At 66.1% G+C, this 20,432-nt stretch carries 23 protein-coding genes, 1 tRNA gene and 1 pseudogene; 13 read left to right on the forward strand and 12 right to left on the reverse strand.

Annotation, left to right across the window (positions count from 1 at the left end; all coding sequences use genetic code 11):
* Positions 1 to 58 precede the first annotated feature (58 nt).
* Entirely contained in the window at positions 59 to 835 is a 777-nt protein-coding gene (locus ACIBCN_RS10355; RefSeq protein ID WP_396991240.1) for an acyl-[acyl-carrier-protein] thioesterase, read from the forward strand.
* Between the two features lie 48 nt (positions 836 to 883).
* Here the strand turns inward: ACIBCN_RS10355 and ACIBCN_RS10360 are convergent, their stop codons facing one another.
* Positions 884 to 2,554 (reverse strand): FAD-dependent oxidoreductase, encoded by a 1,671-nt coding sequence (locus ACIBCN_RS10360; protein ID WP_396991241.1) that lies wholly within the window; start codon positions 2,552 to 2,554, stop codon positions 884 to 886.
* Positions 2,555 to 2,712: 158 nt separating this feature from the next.
* Between ACIBCN_RS10360 and ACIBCN_RS10365 the strand changes: the two genes are divergently transcribed.
* Positions 2,713 to 3,204 carry a SixA phosphatase family protein gene (locus ACIBCN_RS10365; RefSeq protein ID WP_396991242.1) on the forward strand — a complete coding sequence of 164 codons (492 nt, stop codon included), beginning with the start codon at positions 2,713 to 2,715 and terminating at the stop codon, positions 3,202 to 3,204.
* An 8-nt stretch (positions 3,205 to 3,212) separates the two neighbouring features.
* Here the strand turns inward: ACIBCN_RS10365 and ACIBCN_RS10370 are convergent, their stop codons facing one another.
* Positions 3,213 to 3,416 carry a hypothetical protein gene (locus ACIBCN_RS10370; protein WP_396991243.1) on the reverse strand — a complete coding sequence of 68 codons (204 nt, stop codon included), beginning with the start codon at positions 3,414 to 3,416 and terminating at the stop codon, positions 3,213 to 3,215.
* A gap of 58 nt (positions 3,417 to 3,474) precedes the next feature.
* On the opposite strand from ACIBCN_RS10370, the gene ACIBCN_RS10375 reads away from it, so the two are divergent.
* On the forward strand, positions 3,475 to 3,843 hold the full coding sequence (locus ACIBCN_RS10375; RefSeq protein ID WP_396991244.1) for a glyoxalase superfamily protein: 369 nt from the start codon (positions 3,475 to 3,477) through the stop codon (positions 3,841 to 3,843).
* A 74-nt stretch (positions 3,844 to 3,917) separates the two neighbouring features.
* On the opposite strand, the gene ACIBCN_RS10380 is transcribed toward ACIBCN_RS10375, so the two are convergent.
* Entirely contained in the window at positions 3,918 to 4,505 is a 588-nt protein-coding gene (locus ACIBCN_RS10380) for a Uma2 family endonuclease (protein WP_396991245.1), read from the reverse strand.
* A gap of 161 nt (positions 4,506 to 4,666) precedes the next feature.
* Between ACIBCN_RS10380 and ACIBCN_RS10385 the strand changes: the two genes are divergently transcribed.
* The 3 genes from ACIBCN_RS10385 to ACIBCN_RS10395 are packed head-to-tail and all read left to right on the forward strand — an operon-like array spanning position 4,667 to position 6,446.
* A complete protein-coding gene (locus tag ACIBCN_RS10385) occupies positions 4,667 to 5,122 on the forward strand; it encodes a MerR family transcriptional regulator (RefSeq protein WP_396991246.1) in 456 nt (151 codons plus the stop codon).
* Positions 5,119 to 6,126, forward strand: coding sequence for an aldo/keto reductase (locus tag ACIBCN_RS10390; RefSeq protein ID WP_396991247.1), 1,008 nt, complete (start codon positions 5,119 to 5,121; stop codon positions 6,124 to 6,126). The genes ACIBCN_RS10385 and ACIBCN_RS10390 overlap by 4 nt, the downstream gene beginning before the upstream one ends.
* 29 nt (positions 6,127 to 6,155) lie before the next feature.
* Positions 6,156 to 6,446, forward strand: a complete 291-nt coding sequence (locus ACIBCN_RS10395) for a putative quinol monooxygenase (RefSeq protein ID WP_396991248.1) — start codon at positions 6,156 to 6,158, stop codon at positions 6,444 to 6,446.
* Positions 6,447 to 6,522: 76 nt separating this feature from the next.
* Here the strand turns inward: ACIBCN_RS10395 and ACIBCN_RS10400 are convergent, their stop codons facing one another.
* Positions 6,523 to 6,693 (reverse strand): hypothetical protein, encoded by a 171-nt coding sequence (locus tag ACIBCN_RS10400; RefSeq protein WP_375912535.1) that lies wholly within the window; start codon positions 6,691 to 6,693, stop codon positions 6,523 to 6,525.
* A 173-nt stretch (positions 6,694 to 6,866) separates the two neighbouring features.
* Between ACIBCN_RS10400 and ACIBCN_RS10405 the strand changes: the two are divergent.
* From ACIBCN_RS10405 to ACIBCN_RS10415, 3 genes and pseudogenes are all read left to right on the forward strand, one after another.
* Positions 6,867 to 7,340: pseudogene (locus ACIBCN_RS10405) on the forward strand (carboxymuconolactone decarboxylase family protein); the annotation flags it as partial.
* Between the two features lie 9 nt (positions 7,341 to 7,349).
* Complete coding sequence (locus ACIBCN_RS10410; protein ID WP_396991855.1) at positions 7,350 to 7,661, forward strand: GNAT family N-acetyltransferase; 312 nt, start codon at positions 7,350 to 7,352, stop codon at positions 7,659 to 7,661.
* 73 nt (positions 7,662 to 7,734) lie between these two features.
* On the forward strand, positions 7,735 to 8,721 hold the full coding sequence (locus tag ACIBCN_RS10415; RefSeq protein WP_396991249.1) for a pirin family protein: 987 nt from the start codon (positions 7,735 to 7,737) through the stop codon (positions 8,719 to 8,721).
* Between the two features lie 12 nt (positions 8,722 to 8,733).
* Here the strand turns inward: ACIBCN_RS10415 and ACIBCN_RS10420 are convergent, their stop codons facing one another.
* Complete coding sequence (locus ACIBCN_RS10420; protein WP_396991250.1) at positions 8,734 to 9,105, reverse strand: VOC family protein; 372 nt, start codon at positions 9,103 to 9,105, stop codon at positions 8,734 to 8,736.
* Positions 9,106 to 9,189: 84 nt separating this feature from the next.
* Between ACIBCN_RS10420 and ACIBCN_RS10425 the strand changes: the two genes are divergently transcribed.
* Together ACIBCN_RS10425 and ACIBCN_RS10430 are read left to right on the forward strand one after the other, a co-directional pair.
* Positions 9,190 to 9,660, forward strand: a complete 471-nt coding sequence (locus ACIBCN_RS10425) for a MarR family winged helix-turn-helix transcriptional regulator (protein WP_396991251.1) — start codon at positions 9,190 to 9,192, stop codon at positions 9,658 to 9,660.
* Positions 9,661 to 9,761: 101 nt separating this feature from the next.
* Entirely contained in the window at positions 9,762 to 10,391 is a 630-nt protein-coding gene (locus ACIBCN_RS10430; protein ID WP_396991252.1) for a hypothetical protein, read from the forward strand.
* A 152-nt stretch (positions 10,392 to 10,543) separates the two neighbouring features.
* On the opposite strand, the gene ACIBCN_RS10435 is transcribed toward ACIBCN_RS10430, so the two are convergent.
* The gene (locus tag ACIBCN_RS10435; protein WP_396991253.1) at positions 10,544 to 11,428 is read right to left on the reverse strand and encodes a helix-turn-helix transcriptional regulator; all 885 of its coding nucleotides are present in this window, start codon (positions 11,426 to 11,428) and stop codon (positions 10,544 to 10,546) included.
* 100 nt (positions 11,429 to 11,528) lie between these two features.
* Between ACIBCN_RS10435 and ACIBCN_RS10440 the strand changes: the two genes are divergently transcribed.
* The gene (locus ACIBCN_RS10440) at positions 11,529 to 12,539 is read left to right on the forward strand and encodes an aldo/keto reductase (protein WP_396991254.1); all 1,011 of its coding nucleotides are present in this window, start codon (positions 11,529 to 11,531) and stop codon (positions 12,537 to 12,539) included.
* 39 nt (positions 12,540 to 12,578) lie between these two features.
* Here the strand turns inward: ACIBCN_RS10440 and ACIBCN_RS10445 are convergent, their stop codons facing one another.
* The 5 genes from ACIBCN_RS10445 to ACIBCN_RS10465 form a co-directional block, all read right to left on the reverse strand.
* Complete coding sequence (locus tag ACIBCN_RS10445) at positions 12,579 to 13,046, reverse strand: PaaI family thioesterase (RefSeq protein WP_396991255.1); 468 nt, start codon at positions 13,044 to 13,046, stop codon at positions 12,579 to 12,581.
* Between the two features lie 252 nt (positions 13,047 to 13,298).
* Positions 13,299 to 13,374: transfer RNA gene (locus tag ACIBCN_RS10450), tRNA-Glu, on the reverse strand.
* A 262-nt stretch (positions 13,375 to 13,636) separates the two neighbouring features.
* On the reverse strand, positions 13,637 to 14,701 hold the full coding sequence (locus tag ACIBCN_RS10455; protein WP_396991256.1) for a glycerophosphodiester phosphodiesterase family protein: 1,065 nt from the start codon (positions 14,699 to 14,701) through the stop codon (positions 13,637 to 13,639).
* Between the two features lie 49 nt (positions 14,702 to 14,750).
* Positions 14,751 to 14,894 (reverse strand): hypothetical protein, encoded by a 144-nt coding sequence (locus ACIBCN_RS10460; protein WP_396991257.1) that lies wholly within the window; start codon positions 14,892 to 14,894, stop codon positions 14,751 to 14,753.
* A gap of 9 nt (positions 14,895 to 14,903) precedes the next feature.
* Positions 14,904 to 15,938: an alpha/beta fold hydrolase gene (locus ACIBCN_RS10465; RefSeq protein WP_396991258.1), complete on the reverse strand. Its 1,035-nt coding sequence runs from the start codon at positions 15,936 to 15,938 to the stop codon at positions 14,904 to 14,906.
* 224 nt (positions 15,939 to 16,162) lie between these two features.
* Between ACIBCN_RS10465 and ACIBCN_RS10470 the strand changes: the two genes are divergently transcribed.
* Positions 16,163 to 16,363 (forward strand): hypothetical protein, encoded by a 201-nt coding sequence (locus ACIBCN_RS10470; protein WP_396991259.1) that lies wholly within the window; start codon positions 16,163 to 16,165, stop codon positions 16,361 to 16,363.
* 72 nt (positions 16,364 to 16,435) lie between these two features.
* Here ACIBCN_RS10470 and ACIBCN_RS10475 read toward each other — a convergent pair whose 3' ends face one another.
* Entirely contained in the window at positions 16,436 to 20,389 is a 3,954-nt protein-coding gene (locus ACIBCN_RS10475; RefSeq protein WP_396991260.1) for a DNA-directed RNA polymerase subunit beta', read from the reverse strand.
* Between the last annotated feature and the right edge of the window lie 43 nt (positions 20,390 to 20,432).

Raw genomic sequence — 20,432 nt, forward strand, 5'->3', positions numbered from 1 at the left:
CGTCTCACAACAGCACCACACGAAGAACGCGGCACACCGTGCAGCGCGAGGAGCACCAGTGTCACTCGATCAGCCACTCGCCCCGCTTCCCCAGGAGGGCATGGGCTTTGCTTCGGCGTGGCCTATCCGGGCGGGCGATGTGGACCCCTACGCCCGGCTGCGATTCGACGCCGTCGCCCGCTACCTGCAGGACATCGCCTGGGAAAATCTGCATAAAACGTTCTTGAGCCGCAGCGATCCGAATTGGATTGTGCGCCGCACGGTGATCGACGTGATCCGGCCGATCCTGTGGCCGGACGAGGTGCGGCTGCTGCGCTGGTGCTCGGCGATGTCGACCCGCTGGACGAACATGCGGGTGCGGGTCACCAGCGCGAACGGTGGGCTGATCGAGACCGAGGGCTTCTGGATCAATATCAGCGAGTCGACCGGGATGCCCGCGCGGATCAGCGACGAGGGCCTGGCTTATCTGGCGCAGACCACGCAGGAGCACCGGCTGCGCTGGCGTCCGTATCTGACCGACACCGCGCCCTCGGAGTCGGACACCGACATGCCATTTCCGGTGCGCGCGACCGATATCGACCAGTACAACCACGTCAACAACGCCTGCTACTGGCAGGCGGTGGAACAGTTCATGGTCGAGTACCCCAAGCTGCTCGCCGGTCCGCATCGCGCGGTCATCGAGTACGTCGCGCCGGTGCTCGCCCGCCAGCACGTGACCGTGCGCAGCCGCTTCGAGCCGGGCGATCGCACCGGGCGACCGGTGCTGCGGCTGTGGTTCGTGGTCGGCGGCACGACGACGACCGTCGTCCGCATCATGCCGCTGCCGCCCGAATAGGCAACGGCCGACCGGAACTCGCGGCTCCGGTCGGCGGCACCGTTCGTCTCAGCCGCGCGCGGCCTTCAGCAGATCCGCGCGGGTGGTGAACTTGACCCGCGGTCGTCCCGCGGACTTGCCTGCGGCCCGCTCGGCCTGATCGATCGCGCGCCAGCCTTCCCGATCCACCAGATCGGCCTGCCGCTCACCGAGCAACGCCTGCAGCGCCGCTCGATTCGCCTCGGGCGCACCGAGTTTGCCGCTGGTGAAGTCGGCGATCAAGTTCTCCACGGTTTCCTCGGCATCGGTCCGGTTCGAGCCGATGACACCGCGCGGGCCGCGCTTGATCCAGCCGCTCGCGTACACACCGGACAGCGGGGTGCCGTCGGTGTCGAGCACCCGGCCGTGTTCATTCGGCATGACGCCGCGCCGCTCGTCGAACGGCACGTCGGCGACGGCCGCGCCGCGATACCCGATGGAACGCAGCACCAGCGAGGCCTCGATCCGCTCGGTGCGGTCGGTGGACCGGGCCACCAATTGGCCGTTCTCCTCGAACAATTCGTTGTGCGTGAACTCGATCGCCTCGACGTGCTCGGTGCCGGTGAGCGCGGTGGGCGAGGCCAGGTAGCGGAAGACGATCCGCTTGTGGCTCGGGTCGCGCGGGGCGCCCGCGTACTCCTCGGCGAGGGTGTACTTGAGCTTCAGCGACGGCTCGACGTCCGGGTCGTCCAGCAGTGCCTGGCTGGCGTGATCGAGCGCGAGATCGGACTCGTCGACGACCACGTCGATGCCCTTCAGGTGAGCCAGCGCGAGGAACTCCGACGACGTGTACGCCGCCTGCAGCGGGCCGCGGCGGCCGAGCACGACGACCTCGCGAATATTGCTGCGCCGCAGGGCGTCCAGCGCGTGGTCGGCGATGTCGGTCTTGGCCAGCTCGTCCGGGTCGACGGTCAGCACGCGCGCGACGTCGAGCGCGACATTGCCGTTGCCGACGATCACCGCCCGCTCGCCGGACAGGTCGAACTGCCGGTCGGCGAAGTCGGGGTGGCCGTTGTACCAGGCGACGAACTCGGTGGCCGAATGGCTGCCGGGCAGGTCCTCACCCGGCACATCGAGGCGGCGGTCGGTGGACGCGCCGACCGCGTAGATGACGGCGTGGTGGTGGCGCAGCAGTTCCTCGTGCGAGATGTGCGTGCCGATCTCGACATTGAGGTAGTACTGCAGGCTCTCGCGCCGGAACGCGGACTCGAACAAGCTCGACACCGTCTTGGTGCCCGGGTGATCGGGCGCGACGCCCGCCCGGACCAGCCCCCACGGGGTCGGCACCCGGTCGAACATCTCGATCTCCACGTCCGCCCTGCGCAGCAGCTCGTCGGCGGCGTAGCAGGCCGCGGGGCCGGCACCGACGATCGCGACCCGCAGGGTGCCGAGTTCCTTCGGCGGCCGCGGCGGGGTGACGATCGGATCGAAGTTCGACTCCAGCGGATGCCGTTCGAAATAGGCGGCATTGATGTCGCGGTATCTGGCCAGCGATGCGGTCAGGTCGTCCTCGGAGAAGATCGCCTCCACCGGGCACGCATCGACGCACGCACCGCAGTCGATACAGGTGTCGGGGTCGATGTAGAGCATCTCGGTCGTCGCGAACTCCGGTTGGTCCGGGGTCGGACGGATGCAATCGACAGGGCACTCGGAAACGCAGCTGGCGTCGTTGCAACAACGCTGCGTGATTACGTAGGCCATATTGTGCAGATCCTCGAAGATGTACGTGGGCTGTAGGCCACCCGGTGGGCGGAGGTGGACAGAAACGTCACGCAGCGGGACCACCGCGATGTGACGCCGCTTTCAGTTTGCCTCGAGTGTGTTCGAGGCCATGTGACCGGAGGCCTTACGGTATCTCCATGGTGCGGACTCTGATCCTCATGCGACACGGCAAGTCGGCATATCCCGACGGTATCGGCGACCACGAACGCCCGCTGGCGCCGCGCGGACAACGCGAAGCTGGGCTGGCGGGCGAGTGGTTGCGCAAAACCCAGCCGCCGATCGACGCGGTGCGATGTTCCACCGCGACGCGCACCAGGGAAACGCTGGCGGCCACCGGTATCGACGCGCCGGTGGTCTACGAGGCGGGGATCTACGAGGCCTCCCCGCAAAGCCTCATCGAGCTGGTGCAGCTCAGCGACGACGACGTGTCGACGCTGCTGGTGATCGGGCACGCGCCCGGAATGCCGTGGACGGCATGGGAGTTGGCGAGCAATCGGAGTTCGACGCCCGCTGTCGAGCTCAGCCGCAAGTTCCCCACCTCGGCGCTGGCCGTGCTGGAATTCGACCGGCCATGGACGCAGGTCGATCCGGGAACCGGTGAGCTGGTGCGTTTCCACATCCCCCGCTGAGCGGCCGGTCAGTTCAGCAACTTGCCGCCGACCACCACGACCACGCCGAGGACGACCAGCAGCACGAACGCGGCGAACCCGCCGAGCAGCCACCACACGACGGCGAGAGCGAGCACCACCGGTGCCACCGCGATGGCGGTGATCACCGGGCTTTCCTTGACCGTTGCCAGGGCCGAGCGGGCCCTGATCCGGTTGACGTCCTTACCAGGCATGTCCCCAGGGTAGGCCGGAAGGCCGGACTTTGTCGGTGACCGATGAGATGCTCGGGCGATGGATTGGAAAATCGAGCTCATCGCGATTCCCGTGACCGACGTCGATCGCGCGAAGGACTTCTACACCAAGATCGGATTCAACGCGGATCACGACCACCGGGTCACCGAGAACCTGCGATTCGTGCAGCTCACACCGCCCGGGTCCGGGTGCTCGATCTGCATCGGCGAGGGGATCACCGAAGCCGCGCCGGGAAGCGTGCGCGGGATGCAGATCGTGGTTTCCAGCGCCGAGGACGCGTACAAGGAGCTGGTGGCTGCCGGGGTGGACGCGACGCCGGTGGAGACGCTCGACTGGGGCAAGTTCACGTACTTCGCCGACCCGGATGGGAATCGGTGGGCGATACAGGAATTGCCGAAGTACAACTGAGCGTGGGGTTTTGATCCAAAGCGACGGTACGATTCCCTTCCAGGGCTAGCAGCGGCGTCCTCCGACGACGCTGTTCAGTCCAATTGGTCCAACTGATCCAAATGGATGGTCAGCGGGCACGGCGAGGTGGTCATGAACACGTCGGTCACCTCGCCGTCGTCGACGTAGCCGAGTTCTTCGGTCAGCCGGAACGCCGCCAAACTGAGCGGCGGATTCAGGTCGATGATCCAGTAGTGCGGTATTCCAGCGTCGGCGTACTCGCTGCGCTTCGTGACGTAATCCGTTCGCCGGGAGCCCGGCGAGACGATTTCGACGACAAGACGGGCAGCGTGCGCTCGCAGAATCCCACCTTCGGAACGGACTCGTTTGCGCTCGCTCCGTTCGACCACAACTAGATCCGGCCGACGGACCGTGGCGGGCCCATCCTCAGGTACCAACTGCAGGTTGAGGTCGACATCGGGCACGGCGACCAAGTCAGGTGGAAGCTGAGGTTTCACCTGGACATAGAGATCGCCACTGACAATGTTGTGGTCCGGCGTGGGCGACGGCGAAATATTGAGTACCCCCTCTTGCAGCTCCCTACGGCAACGCTCGTCGTCTTCTCCGAGCGCCATGTAGTCGGCAATCGTCAGCAGCTGCCCTGGCTCCGGAAGTGCCGTCACCCTCGCTCCTCAGCTCGTCCCACCCCTGGTCAGCTCCCAGTGTCCCACGCAAGGTACACAGTCGGCCGGAACCCGACGACGGTTTCTGCGTACATTGGACTTGCTTGGAGTGCACTCCAGGTGAGTAGCGTCGACGGGGTTCTATGAGAAAGGCGAGTGTCGTGGGTGAAGCCGCATTGCAGGGGCGAGGTAGCGACTGGGAACTTCCTCGGTTTTCGATCGGGGAGGTGGCCGAGCGGTCGGGGCTCAGCCGGGACACGCTGCGCTGGTACGAGCGGATCGGACTGATGGATTACATCGGCCGGGACCATGCCGGTAAGCGGCGGTTCAGCAATCGGGACCTGGAATGGCTCGCGTTGATCGGCCGGCTGCGCACCACGGGAATGTCGGTGGCGGACATGGTCCGCTACGCCGAGCTGGTGCGTGCCGGGGAATCGACGTTCCCCGAGCGGCTGGCGATGTTCCGCAATACCCGCGCCGAGGTGCTCGCCAAGATCGATGAACTTCAGCAGACCGTGGCCGTATTGGATTACAAGATCGACATCTACGAGGGCAAGGCACAGCTCGCCCGCCCGGCCACGATCACGGTGCGTGACACTGAAGGGATCACCGTATGACGACCGCCGAAAAATTGCCGACGACCACACTGGGCGCCAACGGCATCGAGGTGAGCGTGCAGGGCCTGGGCTGCATGGGGATCAGCGAGTTCTACGGGAGCTCCGACTTCACCGAGTCACGGGCGACGCTGGACCGGGCGCTGGAACTGGGCGTCACGCTGTTCGACACCGCCGACGTTTACGGCGCGGGGCACAACGAGGAGTTCCTCAGCGAGTTCGTGCGGGCCAACCGCGACCGGGTGGTGCTGGCCACCAAGTTCGGCATCGTCCGCAAGGCCGACGACCCGGCCTACCGCGGCATCGACAACACGGCGGATTACATCCGCAAGGCGGTGGAGGGCAGTCTGCGCAGGCTCGGCATCGACACCATCGACCTGTACTACATGCACCGGCGCAGTCCGCAGGTGCCGATCGAGGACACCGTCGGCGTGCTGGCAGAGCTGTTGCAGCAGGGCAAGATTCGCGCGATCGGCCTGTCCGAGGTGACCGGGCCCGAGCTGCGCGCGGCGCAGGCCGTGCATCCGATCGCGGCCGTGCAGTCCGAATGGTCGATCTTCTCCAGGGATGTCGAGCAGACCGTGGTGCCCACCGCGTCCGAGCTCGGCGTGACCTTTGTGCCGTACTCGCCGCTCGGCCGTGGCTTCCTGACCGGCGCGGTCCCGACCCTCGCGGAAGGCGATGTGCGGCGGTCGTTTCCGCGCTTCGCCGAGGACAACGCGGCCCGTAACGCCGAGCTGCTCGCTCCGCTGCGCGCCATCGCCGAGGCGCACGGCGGTACCCTGGCACAGGTCGCGCTGGCCTGGCTGCACGCACAGGCCCGGGTGCGCGACCTGTCGGTGGTTCCGATTCCCGGTACCCGCAGCAGGACTCGGCTCGCCGAGAATGTCGCGGCCGCGACCATCGAGCTGACCGCCGACGAACTGGCGACGCTGGAGCCGATCGCGGACCAGGTGGCCGGGAACCGGGCCGCGGACCTGTCTTTCGTCTCCGCGGGCCGGGAATAGCAAGCACCACAACAGATCAGGAGTTCACCGTGTCCACGCTGACGCTCAATGTCCGCTTCACCGCGAAGCAAGGTCACGAAGCCGAGTTGCACGAGGTGTTGCGGAACATGATCGAGCCGACCATCGCCGAGAAAGGTTGCCTCGGTTATGAGTTGTACCTGCACCCGACCGATCCGAGCCGGGTGGTGCTGCTGGAGGAATGGGTCGACGCCGACGCCTTGGCGGCACACTTCGAGACCCCGCATCTGAAGCAGTGCGCCGCGGCACTGGACCAGATCCTGGTCGAGCCGTTCCAGCTGCGGCGCTTCACCGAGATCTAGGCACAACCAGACGGCCCCGGCGACCCGGGTTCGGATCGCCGGGGCCGCGTTGTCTCGATCGCCGGGCCGCGCTGTGTCAGTGAAACGTTCGCCCGCCGAGCGAGGCGCTGATGATCGCGGGCGGGGTCCACCCGACCATGAGGTTCGCCCGCTCCTGGGGCGTGAGATCCTGCCTGGCCCAGATTCGGTGCGCGCTGCGGCGGCAGGCGGCGACCAGGGTGGGGGCGGTGCGGTTGCGGAACCTCATGACGTTTCTCCTTCGCTGAACCCTCAATATTTGTCCGGTTCAGCGGGCCGGGCGAGAGGCGGCGAACGATCTCTACGAGTTCTGTATGCCGGTGTAAATGAACCCGGACCTCAGTCCGTTTGAACGTGCCCCTGCCGGGCACCCGGTGCCGCGGGCTACTAACATCCAGTGGAGTGAAGCCCGATGTACCGCATGACCGCGTCTGGATCGACAAGCAGACGCCCACCGCATTCCGCGCACTGAGCACGGTCGCGAGCGAAGTACGCGCCGCGGGCGCCGCTGTCGGCTTGGATCGCAAACTCATCGAGCTGATCAATGTGCGGGTTTCCCAGATCAACGGCTGCGCCTTCTGCCTGGACACGCACCAGCGCGCCGCGCTCGCCGCCGGGAACACCGACCAGGAACTCGCCGTGCTGCCCGCCTGGCGGCGCACCGAGCTGTATTCGCCGATGGAACAGGCCGCGCTCGCGCTGGCCGAAATCACCGCCACGCTGCCCGACGAGCACACGATGGAACGTGAGTACGCTTTCGCTCGCAAATATCTGACCGACGACCAGCTGTCCGTCATCGTCTGGGCCGCCACCACGATCGGCGCGTTCAATCGCGTGTCGATACTCAGCAGACATCCGGTACACGCACCGAAGGAGAAGTCGACCATGACCGCAGCCGCCTCGGAATCCAAGGTTGTCCGCAACGACGAGAAGCACCGGTACGAGGTGTTCTACGGCGGCGATCTCGCCGGGTTCGCCGAGTACGAGGAGCGCGACGACGAGATGGTGTTCACGCACACCGAGGTCGACGGCGCGTTCTCCGGCAAGGGGCTCGGCAGCACGTTGGCCAAGCACGCGGTCGAGGATGTGGTCGAGCGCGGCCGGGTGATCCGGCCGCTGTGCCCGTTCATCAAGGCTTACCTGGAGAAGCACCCGCAGTACGACGCGCATGTCATCGGTAAGGGCGTCAAGAGGTGAGTGAGCGCAGCGAGCGAACCAACAACACAGCGTCTGCAGGAACGGCGGAGCCGAGCGCCAGCGAGGCGCAGTCGTGAGTGATCTCGATCCACATCCCGCGGAGGCGCTGTGCGAGCCCGCGCCCGGTCCCGGCCGGGTCGCCGAGCTGTACCCGTCGCGTGAGGTACCACTCGGCGGCGTGCGTGGCGTTTTCGTGGAACGGGTGCTGCCGCAACGGGATCTGCCGACCGTCGGGGCGTGGTGCTTCCTCGATCACTTCGGATCGCCGACGGTGACCGATACCGGCGCGTCGCCGGATATCGATCCGCACCCGCACATCGGGCTGCAGACGGTGACCTGGCCGTTCGACGGCCGGATCCGGCATCGCGACTCGGTCGGCTCGGACGTGCAGATCGAGCCGGGTCAGCTGAATCTGATGACCTCGGGACGCGGCATCGCGCATTCCGAGTACGGCGTGGCCGGCGCGCACACCGGGCACGGCCTGCAGCTGTGGATCGCCTTGCCCGGCAACAAAACCGGGATCGACCCGCACTTCGAGCAGCATCGCGAGTTGCCGGAGTATCAGGCGCCAGGACTTCGAGCCATCGTGCTGATCGGCTCGCTGGCCGGAGTCACCTCGCCCGCCACCGCCTACACGCCGATCGTCGGGGCGGATGTGCGGCTGGCACCGGGCGAGGTCACCCTCCCGCTGGAGCGCGGGTTCGAGCACGCGCTGATGGTGATCGAGGGCGAGGTGACCGTCGATGGCACCTCGCTGACCGCCGGACCGCTGCTGTACCTCGGCACCGATCGCGACGAGGTCGTGCTGACCAGTACGGCCGGTGCGCATTTCGCGTTGATCGGCGGCGAGCCGTTCGGCGAGGAACTGGTGATGTGGTGGAATTTCGTCGGCCGCAGCCATGACGAGATCGTGGCGGCCCGAAACGATTGGGAGAACCACGATCTCGGCCGTTTCGCCGACATCGCGGGCCATCCGCCCGAGCAGCGCATCCCGGCCCCGCCGCTGCCCGGCCTGCACCTCAAGCCTCGCAAACGCCGAATCGGTACGGCCAGAACCTGATCCGTCGTTGGACTAGGGGACCGCGGTGAACAGCTCGTAGCTGTGACCGTCGGGCGCGTGCACGTAGACACCGCGGCCGCCGCCGAGATGATTGACGGCTCGGTCCCACCCGTACTGCGGGCCCGAGCCGTAATCGACACCGGGCCACTGCGCCAGTCGCGCCAGCACCCCGTCGAAGGTCTCGTCGTCGACGAGAAATCCGTAGTGGCCCGGTTCGACCTGCCCGCGGTCGTCGAAATCGAGGGTGAGGTCGGCATTGACCTGGACCGGCGCGAAGGGGCCGCTCGGCGCGCCCACCGTCAGTCCCAGCAATTCGGCGAAAAACGTTGCGGCGGTGTGCCGGTCCGCCGCGGGCACGATCGTGTGATTCAAGACTATGGTCACGACTACCTCCTAGAAGCATGCGATACACATACAAATATACATGCGGATCGCATGTGATTGCTAGCGGCGGGTTAGGCTGGCACCATGAGCAGACGGGCGACCGCCAGGCCTGGGACCGCCGCCGACGGCGGGCCCGCACTGTTTCGGCTGGTCCGCTTCTGGTCCCGGCGCTGGATCAACCGGACGTCCGCGGACCTGCCCGACGCACTGCGGCACGCCCAGCACGTCCAGGTGGTCGAGGCGGTGGCCGCCACCGTCGAGCAAGGCGCCGAGGCCACCATCACCTCGGTGGCCCATCAACTCGGACTCGACCATTCGGGGGCGAGCCGGATGGTGCGCGATGCCACGGCGGCAGGCCACCTCTCGCGCGCCGAGTCCGAACACGACCGGCGCCGAACAGCATTGGCGCTGACGGCCAGCGGCGAGCGTCTGCTCGCGGACGCCCGCGACTGGCAGCGGCAGGTCTTCATCGAACTCACCGCCGACTGGGACGAGCTCGACCGGCAGCGGTTCGCCGGGTACCTGCGCAGGTTGAGCGGCGAACTGCAGCTCTGAGCCGAGTTGCGTTGTGCCCGAACGACAGGCGCCGCCCGGCCGCGCCTGATACTGTCGCCGACTAACACACTGCGCAGGGGCAGCGCTACCGAAAGAGCACGATGAGAGTTTCCAGAATCTCCGCGACGGCACTGCTGGCCCTGGTGGCCACCGTCATCAGCACGAGCGCCACACACGCGGATCCCGCCACCACCCCCGACACCGCGCTCGACGTGCGCGGATCCTTCGCCGAAATCGCCTACCAGGTCGCGGCATCCGAGGATCGGCGCGCCGCGGTGACGACGATCCAGGACGGCCAGTTCGACCTGATCCACGACGGCCGGGTGGTCACACTGACCGATCACGCCGGAAACGTGGTCGCCGCCCTGCCGATGGCGTTGCGGGTCGGCGACAAACGGGTGGCGCTGAACCCGGTCATCGAGGAGGCGGGCCACCGCCTCACCCTCGTCCCCGACCACATGTCGCAGGCGCCGTTGCGCGAGGTGGCCGGTCAGGAACGTTTCTTCGCCGAGGTCGAGAAGGCCATGCCGATCGTGTTGGCGGGCGCGGGAATCGGCGCCGGGATCGGCTTCGTACTCGGCTTTCCGCTCGGCCTGTTCGTCATCGACTTCATCACGGTGCCGATCACCACGGTGCTCGGTGCCGCGATCGGTGCCGCGGCCGGACTCGCGATGGCCGGTGGCCAGCCCGCGATCGACGCGGCACTCGACTACGTCTCCGGCGCACCCTGATCCGGCACTGGCGGCGCGGGCGCAAGCACCACACGAATTCGCGGAGCGGTGGTGGGTTGCCGCGCTCGTCGCCTATCTCACCGCTGGCCTCCAGCATCGACGGCGGCGCGATCAAGATCGCGTGACTTCGTGCCCGCGGCAGGGGCTGCCACTCACCCCGCGGCGGAGGGGCGGTGCGCGCGATCCTCGACTTCGCCGGTGGAACCCAAGGTTTGCGTGCCGATGACCCGCAGTAGATCCAGCTTCTCGGCGGCATCCGTGCCGGGACGCGGGAGGTAGACCAGCAGGCGCTGGGCGGCGTTCGGGGTGAGCAGCGTTTCGCAGATCGTGTCGATCAGGCCGACCTGAGGGTGCTGGATCCGTTTGGTATCCGAAAGGCGTACCGCCACTTCGTGTTCGTCCCAGAGGCGATCGAATTCCGCGTTCTCCGAACGCAACTTGCCGATGAACTCGGCGACATCGGCGTCGCCCGATCGGCGGGCCGCGGTCGCGCGGAGATCCGCGACGTGCTTGCGGCCCAGACGATCCCAGTCCTCCTCGGGGAAGATCGCACGTGACCCGATGTCGGTGAACCAGCGGTAGGCGTAGTAGCGATCCCAGCCGCGACGATTACCGTGGTCGCCGACCAGCAGGGTGTGCATGCGGTTCTGCACCAGCACCTCGCCGAGGTCGGTGATCACGGTGGCCGCGGTGTCGTCCAGCTTGGCCAGCAGATGCATCAATCCAGGACCGACGTGCTTGTCGCCGAGTTCGCGTCCCGGCGCCGCGTGGTCGCACAGATGGTAGAGGTGGTCGCGTTCGTCGCTGCTGAAGCGCAGCGCGCGGGCCAGCGACGCGAGCACCTGGGTGGACGGCCGCGGCCCGCGCGACTGTTCCAGCCGGGTGTAGTAGTCCGTGGACATGCCCGCTAGCAGCGCTACCTCGTCTCGACGAAGGCCGGGGGTGCGACGCCGGACACCCGGCGGCAAACCTACCTCCGCGGGCGTCAGCTGCTCACGACGGCGACGCAGGAAGTCGGCTAGCTCGGTGCGATCCATACCTCTACTGTCCCCCGGAACGGGCCGCGCAGCCAGGGATCGGGAATCCCTTGATAAGCAATCTCTGCCGCGATCCGTGCCGGCGGGTCAGGCTTATCTCATGACGACATCGAAGATTCCCACAGTTCAGCTCGGCCGGACCGGGCCGGACGTCAGCCGCATCGGCCTCGGCGCGATGGGTATGTCCGGCATGTACGGCGCCGCGGACGACGCCGAATCCACCGCCACCATCCACGCCGCGCTCGATGCAGGCGCGAACCTCATCGACACCGGCGACTTCTACGGGGCCGGGCACAACGAGCTACTGATCGGCAACGCGATCGCCGGACGCCCTCGCGAGGACGTGCTGCTCAGCGTGAAGTTCGGCGCGCTGCGCGGACCCGGCGGCACCTGGGGCGGCGTGGACAACCGGCCCGAGGCCTTGCGCAACTTCCTCGTGTACAGCATGCAGCGGCTCGGCGTCGACTACGTCGACATCTACCGGCCGGCCAGGCTCGACCCGAACGTCCCGATCGAGGACACCGTCGGCGCGATCGGCGAGCTGATCGAGGCGGGGTATGTCCGGCACATCGGGTTGTCCGAGGTCGGCGCCGACACCATCCGCCGGGCCGCGGCCGTGCATCCGATCGCCGACCTGCAGATCGAGTACTCGCTGGTCTCGCGCGGCATCGAGGCCGAGATTCTGCCGTTGTGCCGCGAACTCGGCATCGGCATCACCGCGTACGGCGTGTTGTCACGTGGGCTGCTGAGCAGCTCGGTTCAGGCCGGAACCACGTTCGCCGCCACCGATTTCCGTGCGCACAGCCCACGATTCCAGGGCGAAAACCTCAGCCAGAACCTGAAATTGGTCGACGCGCTGGCCGAAATCGCCGCGGGCAAGGATGTTTCGGTCGCCCAGCTCGCCATCGCCTGGGTGCTGACCCGTGGCACGGATATCGTGCCGATCATCGGCGCCCGGCGGCGCGAGCGCTGGGCCGAAGCCACAGGCGCACTGGATGTCTCGCTGACCGGGGCCGAGTTGGCCACCATCGAGGCCGCGGTGCCCGCCGATCAGATCGCCGGTGAGCGCTACGCCACCGCGCAGATGGCGATGCTCGACAGCGAGCGCTGAGCTGGCCGGTGCGCTCGTCTTCCGAGCGCACCGCGATCCCTACCTGCGTGGCCGGATGACCGCGGTGAATGTCGCTGCCGCCACCGACTTTCCGGTGCCGTCGGTGATGTTCACTGGCACTTCCAGTTCGATCGGTGTGCGGGCCGCGATATCCGCCCGGACCTGCTGCAGGATGTCCCCGGAGACCTCGGACGTCGCGAGATAGGGCCCCGCATCGCCTTTCGCGCGCGCTCGATACTCGATCCGCCCATCCCTGGCCACGATGAAGGTCTCCCCCATCAGGTCCACGATGCCCGAGACCGACGCGCCCATCGCCGCGGTCTCGGCCAGGCCGAACAACACCGCCGCGTGCAGATCGCCGTTGTGGTTCAGATGCTCGGCTCGCGGCGCCATCCGCACCACATTCCGGCCGGCATCGAACTCCACCCCTTCGATCCCGGTGTACTGGATGAAGCCCAGCTTCTGGAACCCAGCCATCACCAACTCCCCCATGGCCGCGCTGTCCATCGCATCTCCCACCGCATAACTGAAACGTGTTCTATTTACTTACCCTGTGGAGTGCGGGTTGTCCATGCGGAGGGGCCGCACGACGTGCTCGGTGGCGGAAAGTTGAGGTGTCGATCCCCATCTCACTCCCGTGAGACCAGCCGTTTTCGAAACGGTGACGGACGCCGGTCCGCGTAACTTTCCCGGATAGTGCTGGTTGCCTTTCCACCGTGACCCCGGCGCGAATCGAACCCGCAGCCCGAGGCCTTGGCGTGACGCAGATCGGAATCGAACCGACTTGGTACCTGAATGAAAGTCAGGGTGCCCATGCCAACAGGGCAACTGCGCCTTGGATTCAGTGCGAAACGAAAAAGGGCCGCTCCGTAGGGATTCCCCGGATGCGGCCCGTGTGGCTCGGCTTTATGCCCGTACTCACCAATCGGGACGTTCACCCGTCGACACGCAACTGGATTCCTCAGTCGTCGCGAATTCACGCTGCACCAGCGATGATTCGAGGTGGCTGATCATGTCCGTTACCTTTCGTCGTTCTCGATTAGTCGACGGTAACACCGCCGCCGCGACCATCGAAACCGATTATTCCAGTGACGCGATCAGGGCCGGTGATATGCCTTCGGCAGCTGATAACCGCGTTCGGCGAGAATGGCGCGCAGCAGATCCGGGCGATTGGTGATGAGGCCGTCCACGCCGAGGTCGATCAGCGCGGTCATGGTTGCCCGGTCGTCGACCGTCCATGGCACCACCCGCATTCCACGCTGATGGGCGGCTTGGACCAGATCACCGGTGGTGAAGGGTTGATAGCCGGAATCTTCGATGCTGCCGTCCTGCGGATCGCCGTGCACCGGCGAGACCGCGTCGGCACCGAACGACGCCGCGGCGCTGACGAATTTCTCCTGGAGCGAGCCGGGGAAGTCATCGATGTCGATGCCGCCCAACCACGGTGACGCACCGGGCTGGCCTTCCTGCAGGAATTGTTGCCCATTGGTCAAGGCGACGAGCGGCAATTCCGGCGCGACCTCACGCATGCGCATCAGGGAACCCCAGTCGAAACTTTGGATGGTGACCTGATTTTCGAGATGCGCGCGCCGCACTTCCGCGGCAATCACCTGTACGAATTGCTCGCGTGGCGCGGTTTGTTCCGGCGCTCCCGCTTCGACCTTGGACTCGACGTTCAGCATGACCTCATCGGCGTGATAAGCGTGCACGAGGTCGAAAACCTCAGAGAGCAAAGGCATTCGGGCGCCCGGCACCGTGCGCTGCTCCGGAAATGCGGCCAACCGTTTCGATCCGCAGTCGATGGTGCGAACCTGAGCCAATGTCAGGTCGCGAATGAACCTGGTACCCGGCACATAGGGAAACTTCGGATCGCCGGGAAAGGCGGGTGCGGTGTCGACGCACTTGTCCGGACTCGGATCACGGTCGTGGGTGACCACCGGATACCCGTCCTCGGTGATCTGCACGTCCAGCTCGAGTGTGCGCACGCCGAGCTCGAGCGCGTTCGTGAACGAGGCCAGCGTGTTCTCCACCACCAGGGCCGCCCCACCCCGATGCGCCTGCAGATCGAACTGCGCGGGTGGCCCGTCCGCCGACGCGGCACCCGCGTTCAGGACACCGCCGAGCAGGATCGCCGCGACGCCCACCGCATACGTTCTGCGCATGCCTCCATTGTGACGGCCGCCGCCGACGCGGCGGTGACGCCTGAATGAATCAATGACGGTTTGTGTCGATGCGCTTGGCTTCGGGTCGTCCGGTTCGGTCCTCGCCTCGGTCGCGCAGGTCGTCCCAGACCGCGAGGACGACGATGCCGATGAGGAACACTGCGCCGAGTGCGACAACGAGTGTGTAGTTCACGGCCCGAAATCAGGCCAGGCCACCGGGTTTGCTTAGTAGATCGGCTAGGGCGGCGTCGATGAACCGGGTGTCCTCGGGATTCGTGCCGTGGCCGGCGAAGTGGCCCCAAATGCCGGGTATCACACGGAGTTCGGCGCCGGGGATGTGCGAGACGGCCCAGGCCTCGTCCTCCGGCGGGAAGTAGAGGTCCTTCTCGGCGGGCAGCACCAGGGCGGTGGCCTTGATCGATGCGAGGGCGGCCTCGGTGTCACCGCCGAAGCCGGGTGTGCGGCCGACGTCGCCGTGCTGCCAGGTCCAGATCATGGCGAGCAGGTTGTTCGGGTCGCGGCCGTCGAGGAAGAAGCCCTCCCAGAAGCCGATGAGGAAATCCTCGAGGGAGGTGTAACCGAGCGTCTCGTACTCCTGCTGCCAGTAGAAGGCCTGGGAGAAGCCCCAGCCCGCGTAAACCCTTGCCATGGCGCGCAATCCGGTGGTCGGCCAGTTCTCGCCGTACCAGCCGCCCGCGAAAGCCGAGTCGGCGGTCAGCGCCGCCTTGACGCCCTCCAGGAAAACCTTGTTGTGCGGGCTGGTTCGCGCGGAACCGCAGAACGGGGCGATCCGCTCGACCATCTCCGGATGACTCACCGCCCACTGGTAGGTCTGTCCGGCGCCCATCGACCAGCCGGTCACCAAGGCGAGCCGCTCGATGCCGAATTTCTCTGTCACCAAACGGTATTGCGCCGCCACCTGGTCGTAGACGGTGATGTCGGGGAAGCGCGCGCGATCGTAGGGCTGGAGGGTGTTGCTCGGCGAGCTGGATAGGCCGTTGCCGAGCATGTTCGGCACGATGATGAAGTATTCGGCCGGATCGAGCGCCATCCCCGCGCCGATCAGCCACTCGTTGTCCCAATGTCGCCCCGAGTACCACGTCGGATAGACGATGGCATTGCTCTTCTCGGCGTTGAGCTCACCGTAGGTGGCGTACGCCAGGAAGGCACCGCGCAGCGTGGCACCATGCTGCGTGGTGAAGTCACCGAGATCGAAGATCTGGTGGTACTCGGACATGAAGTGTCTCGCTTTCGCAACGGGCGGAACAGGATTCGGCAGGCCCAAGCCGCGCTAGCGCACCACCGACCAAACTCCTTCAATTGAAAATATTCTGGCAGAAATCAATCGCCCCAAAGTAAATTTCCCATCACTCTTTCCACACCCCGAACAGACGGGGCGCTTGCCCAAGCCGAACGGCACGCATCATTCCCCTAGCTGATCAGCGAGCGACGCCCCTTCGGGTGTCCCGCAACACGTGGAACGTGGACACGCTGTTCGTGCTGACCGAGAGCCTGGACCAGGCAAGACAACTGGCACGGGTGGCGGACGAAGAGCGTTGGCTGGCAGACGAAGTGATCGTGCAGGACAACGCGGACGAGATGGGTGCCGCTCTCGGAAGTTGGCCATACACCGGGGGTGTGCTGACGGCCTGGTGGGATTAGCGCCTCGGCGGATACGCAAACGGCCCCCGCTCCGAGGGGAGCGGGGGCCGGATGTTCTTGCGCGGTACCGGGTTAGCGGTAGTCGCTGAAACCGTAGTCGTCGAGCGGGACTGCGGCGCCGGTGGTTTGGCCGAAGCTGTCCGGGCTGTAGTAGGTGTCGTCGTAGGACGGCACCGCGTACGCGGCGGCACGGGCTTCTTCGGTCGGCTGCACCGTGATGTTGCGGTAGCGGTTGATACCGGTACCGGCCGGGATCAGCTTGCCGATGATCACGTTCTCCTTGAGGCCGATGAGCTTGTCGGAGCGGCAGTTGATCGCCGCGTCCGTCAGGACTCGAGTGGTCTCCTGGAAGGACGCCGCCGACAGCCACGAATCCGTCGCGAGCGACGCCTTCGTGATACCCATCAGCACCGGGCGACCCGCCGCGGGCTCATTGCCCTCGGCGACGACGCGACGGTTGGATGCCTCGAACTCGGAACGCTCGGTGAGCGAACCGGGCAGGAACTCCGTGGCACCCGAATCGATGATCGTCACGCGACGCAGCATCTGGCGCACGATGACCTCGATGTGCTTGTCATGGATCGACACACCCTGCGAGCGGTAGACCTCCTGGACCTCGTGGACCAGGTGGATCTGCACCTGACGGGGACCCATGATGCGCAGCACCTCGTGCGGATCCGCCGCGCCTTCCAGCAGCTGCTGGCCGACCTCGACGTGGTCACCATCGGAGAGCAGACGCTCGGAGCCGTCGTCGTGCTTGAAGACACGCAGACGCTGACGCTTCGAGAGCTTGTCGTAGACAACCTCTTCACCACCGTCATCCGGGATGATGGTGATCTTGTAGAAGCGGTCGTCGTCTTCCATCCGCACGCGGCCACTGACCTCGGCGATCGGCGCCTTGCCCTTCGGCACGCGGGCCTCGAACAGCTCCTGCACCCGCGGCAGACCGCCGGTGATGTCATCGCCCGCGACACCACCCTGGTGGAAGGTACGCATGGTCAGCTGGGTGCCGGGCTCACCGATGGACTGCGCGGCGACAATACCGACGGCCTCACCGATATCGACCAGCTTGCCGGTGGCCATCGAACGGCCGTAGCAGGTGGCGCAGACACCGGTACCGGTGGTGCAGGTCAGCACGGAGCGGACCCGAACCTCGGTGATGCCTGCCCCGAGCAGCGCGTCGATGGCCGGGTCGCCGAGGTCGGCGCCCTTACCGATGACGAGGTTGCCCTTGGCGTCCACCGCGTCCGAAGCGAGCGTGCGAGCGTACGCGGAGGTTTCCACGTGCGCGTCGCGGATGAGCGAACCATCCGCCTGCTTGTCGGCGATGTGCACGATGATGCCGCGCTCGGTGGCGCAATCGTGCTCGCGCACGATCACGTCCTGCGAGACGTCCACCAGACGACGGGTCAGGTAACCCGAGTCGGCGGTACGCAGCGCGGTATCGGCCAGACCCTTACGAGCACCGTGGGTGTTGATGAAGTACTCGAGCACGGTCAGGCCCTCACGGAACGAGGACTTGATCGGGCGCGGGATGAACTCACCCTTCGGGTTCGTCACCAGACCCTTCATACCGGCGAGGGTACGAGTCTGGGTGAAGTTACCCGTGGCGCCCGACTCGACGATCGTGATGATCGGGTTGTCCGGCGGGTAGTGCGCACGCAGTGCGGTACCGACCTCTTCGGTCGCCTCCTGCCAGATCTTGACCAGGGCGTTGTTGCGCTCCTGGTGATCGAGCGCACCACGCTGGTACTTCTTCTCGATCTGATCGGCAAGCGCCTCGTAGCGCTCCATGATCTCGGTCTTCTCCGGCGGCACGAGCACGTCGGACATGGAGACCGTCACGCCGGAACGGGTGGCCCAGTAGAAGCCCGCGTCCTTCAGCTTGTCGACGGTCTGCGCGACCACGATCATCGGGTAGCGCTCGGCCAGATCGTTGATGATCGTCGCCTGACGCTTCTTCGGCATCTGCTCGTTGATGAACGCGTAGTCCGCCGGGAGCAGCTCGTTGAACAGCACGCGACCAAGGGTGGTCTCGGCGATCCACGCGTCGCCACGGTTCCAGCCCTCCGGGAACAGCTTCGCCTCGATCTCCTTCGGCGGGCGCTGGTGGATGAGCCGGACCTTGATCAGCGAACGCACGGTGAGCTCACCGCGGTCCACCGCCATCTGTGCCTCGGCGGGCGAGGAGTAGGCGCCGAACTCGGCCCTGTCCTTGCCTGCGGCCTTGTACTCGCCCTTCGCACCCTCTTGCAGGCGGGTCAGGTAGTACAGGCCGGTCACCATGTCGAGTCGCGGCATGGCGAGCGGTCGACCGGAGGCCGGCGACAGGATGTTGTTCGAGGACAGCATCAGGATGCGAGCCTCGGCCTGCGCCTCCGCGGACAGCGGAAGGTGCACGGCCATCTGGTCACCGTCGAAGTCGGCGTTGAACGCTTCACAGACGAGCGGGTGCAGCTGGATCGCCTTACCCTCGACGAGCTGCGGCTCGAACGCCTGAATGCCGAGGCGGTGCAGGGTGGGCGCGCGGTTCAGCAGCACCGGGTGCTCGGCGATGACCTCTTCGAGGACATCCCACACCTGGGGGCGCTGACGCTCGACCATCCGCTTGGCGGACTTGATGTTCTGCGCGTGGTTCAGGTCGACCAGACGCTTCATCACGAACGGCTTGAACAGCTCCAGCGCCATCAGCTTGGGCAGACCACACTGGTGCAGCTTGAGCTGCGGGCCGACGACAATAACGGAGCGACCGGAGTAATCCACGCGCTTGCCGAGCAGGTTCTGACGGAAACGACCCTGCTTGCCCTTGAGCAGATCGCTCAGCGACTTCAGCGGGCGGTTACCCGGTCCGGTGACCGGACGGCCACGACGGCCGTTGTCGAACAGCGCGTCGACGGACTCCTGCAGCATCCGCTTCTCGTTGTTGACGATGATCTCGGGCGCGCCGAGGTCGATCAGTCGCTTGAGGCGGTTGTTGCGGTTGATCACGCGGCGGTACAGGTCGTTCAGGTCGGAGGTGGCGAACCGGCCACCGTCGAGCTGAACCATCGGGCGCAGCTCCGGCGGGATCACCGGAACGGCGTCGAGCACCATGCCCATCGGCGAGTTGCCGTTGGTCTGGAAGGCCGCGACGACCTTGAGCCGCTTGAGCGCGCGCAGCTTCTTCTGGCCCTTGCCGCTGCGGATGGTCTCCCGCAGGTTCTCGGCCTCGGCGTCGATGTCGAAGTTCTCCATCAGCTTCTGGATGGACTCCGCACCCATGGCGCCGGTGAAGTACTCGCCGTAGCGGTCGATCAGCTCGCGGTAGAGGATCTCGTCCACGATGAGCTGCTTGGTGGCCAGCTTGGTGAAGGTGGTCCAGATCTCGTCGAGCCGGTCCAGCTCACGCTGGGACCGGTCACGGAGCTGGCGCATCTCCCGCTCGCCGCCGTCCTTGACCTTGCGGCGCACGTCGGACTTGGCACCCTCGGCCTCGAGCTCGGCCAGGTCGGCCTCGAGCTTCTGGGCGCGGGCCTCGAGGTCGGCGTCGCGCTGATCGGCGACCGCCTTCTTCTCGACCTCCATCTCGGCTTCGAGCGTGCTGAGCTCGTTGTGGCGCAGCTCGTCGTCGACACCGACGATGACGTAGGCGGCGAAGTAGATGATCTTTTCCAGATCCTTCGGCGCCAGGTCGAGCAGGTACCCGAGGCGCGAAGGCACGCCCTTGAAGTACCAGATGTGGGTAACCGGTGCGGCCAGCTCGATGTGGCCCATCCGCTCACGACGCACCTTGGCGCGAGTCACCTCGACGCCACAGCGCTCACAGATGATGCCCTTGAAGCGGACACGCTTGTACTTGCCGCAGTAGCACTCCCAGTCCCGGGTGGGGCCGAAGATCTTCTCGCAGAAGAGTCCGTCCTTCTCCGGCTTGAGGGTGCGGTAGTTGATGGTCTCCGGCTTCTTCACCTCGCCGAAAGACCACTGGCGGATGTCGTCGGCGGAGGCAAGGCCGATCCGGAGTTCATCGAAGAAGTTGACGTCTAGCACGTAACTTCACCTTTCACGGAGCTTGCGGAGTGAAAATTCAACT

This window comes from Nocardia sp. NPDC051052, from assembly GCF_044456045.1.
In the GTDB taxonomy this organism is placed as follows: Bacteria; Actinomycetota; Actinomycetes; order Mycobacteriales; family Mycobacteriaceae; genus Nocardia.